This is a genomic window from Carnobacterium sp. (assembly GCF_032094055.1).
GTDB lineage: Bacteria > Bacillota > Bacilli > Lactobacillales > Carnobacteriaceae > Carnobacterium_A.
Genome location: NZ_DAMDAK010000002.1, coordinates 50,176 through 52,159, shown reverse-complemented (window position 1 = coordinate 52,159; position 1,984 = coordinate 50,176). Strand labels below are relative to the sequence as shown.

Genomic DNA, 1,984 nt, shown 5'->3' with positions numbered 1-1,984 from the left:
TGCACGAGTATAATCTCATGCAGATTTTTTTAAAAAAAACATTTTTTTATTTTTAAAAAATAAAAAAATGTTCGGGTAGAAATAACAAAAAATAGTTATTTTTTATAGAGATTAGATTTCAAATTCTAAAAAAATAGGGAATATACAAGTTGTTTATTTATTTTTAACAAATAAAAGAAATTTATATTCAAAAATTGTTTTTTTTATTATATTCATTAAAAATTATTTTTTTCTTTTATCATATTGACAAAAAATGTTTTTTCGATATAATGAACTCATAAAGATTGGAGGCGCTATCATGGAAGTGGGTATCATTGGTTTAGGTAAAATGGGATTGAATCTGGCATTTAATCTAAAAGATCATGGATACGATGTAAAAGGCATGGATGTGTCAAAAGAAGCTTTAATTGTTGCTGAAAAAGAAGGAGTTGCTACATTTCAAGCAGTCGATAAGCTAATAGCTTCGTTCAAAGGAAAACGAATTATTTGGTTGATGTTGCCAGCAGGAGAACCGACGGAAAGTGTATTAGATTATATACTGCCATTGTTAGTATCGCAAGACATTGTGATTGAAGGTGGAAATTCGAATTATAAAGATTCTATCCGTCGTGCAGAAAAGTTTGCGGAAAAAGGAGTAAGCTATTTTGATTGCGGTACATCTGGTGGGATTTCAGGAGCGCGTAATGATGCTTGTTTGATGATTGGCGGTGATAAAGATGTTTTTGTATCTATCGAACAAATATTTAAAGATATTGCAATTGAAAATGGTTACCTGTATGCAGGAGAGACTGGCAGTGGACATTTTTTGAAAATGGTGCACAACGGCATTGAATACGGCATGATGCAGGCAATTGGCGAAGGGTTTCAAATTGTAGAAAAGAGTGATTACGATTTTGATTTAGCTGAAGTTGCTCGTGTTTGGAATAATGGTTCAGTTGTCCGTAGTTGGTTAATGGAGATTGCGGAAGACCAATTTAGAAACAGCCCGCACTTAGAAGATTATCGTGGTGTAGTGGTTGCTTCTGGGGAAGCCAAATGGACTGTTGAAACAGCTTTAGAAATGAATATACCAGTACCAACAATCGCATTGAGCTTATTTATGAGAAACTTATCACAAGAGGAAGATAGCTTTTCTGCAAAAGTAGTTTCTGCTTTGCGCAATGGGTTTGGCGGGCATGCAGAAGCAAAAAAAGAATAAAAGGAGCTTTGAAGATGACGAAATATAATATCGCAATTGTCAATTCAAGTAGTTTTGGGAAAGTTTTTCCAGAGCATATAAAGCGACTTGAAAAGTTAGGTTCAGTTAAACACTTCACTGTTGATGGAGAAATCAAAGGACGAGATTTAGCAGAAATTCTTCATGGATACAACATCATCATAGCCAGTGTTACCCCATTTTTCACACAAGATTTTTTTGATAATAAAGATGAACTTATTTTAATTACTAGACATGGGATTGGCTATAATAATATTGATATTGAAGCTGCTAAAAAACACGATACCCTCGTCACGATTATTCCAGCGCTTGTAGAAAGAGATGCAGTGGCAGAAAATAACATAACTAACTTATTGGCTCTTCTACGTTGTACAACAGAAGCTAATTCAAGAGTAAAAGAAGGTCATTGGGATGATCGAGCTCAGTTTGTTGGACGGGCTTTGTTTAATAAAACAGTCGGAGTTATTGGCGTTGGAAATACCGGAAGTGGTGTTGTTGAAATTCTTCGTAATGGTTTTCGGTGCGAAGTGTTAGCGTACGATCCTTACAAATCTGCGTTGCATATCAAAAGTCATGGAGCAAAAAAAGTAGATTTGAATCAATTATTAGAATCATCAGATATTATCTGTCTATGTGCGAACCTGACAGAGGAGAACTATCATATGATTTCTATGAAAGAGATCAAAATGATGAAAGACCATGTCTATCTTTCCAACAGTGCAAGAGGTGCGTTAGTTGATGAAAAAGCTGTTGTAAGCGGTTTAGAAT

At 34.5% G+C, this 1,984-nt stretch carries 2 protein-coding genes; both read left to right on the top strand.

Annotated features, from left to right (window positions below; genetic code table 11):
* The first annotated feature begins 298 nt into the window (after positions 1 to 298).
* Positions 299 to 1,198: a phosphogluconate dehydrogenase (NAD(+)-dependent, decarboxylating) gene (gene gnd, locus RT405_RS00740; RefSeq protein ID WP_313466775.1), complete on the top strand. Its 900-nt coding sequence runs from the start codon at positions 299 to 301 to the stop codon at positions 1,196 to 1,198.
* Positions 1,199 to 1,212: 14 nt separating this feature from the next.
* Positions 1,213 to 1,984 (top strand): NAD(P)-dependent oxidoreductase (locus tag RT405_RS00735; RefSeq protein WP_396162932.1); only part of this gene is annotated, 772 nt, incomplete at its 3' end.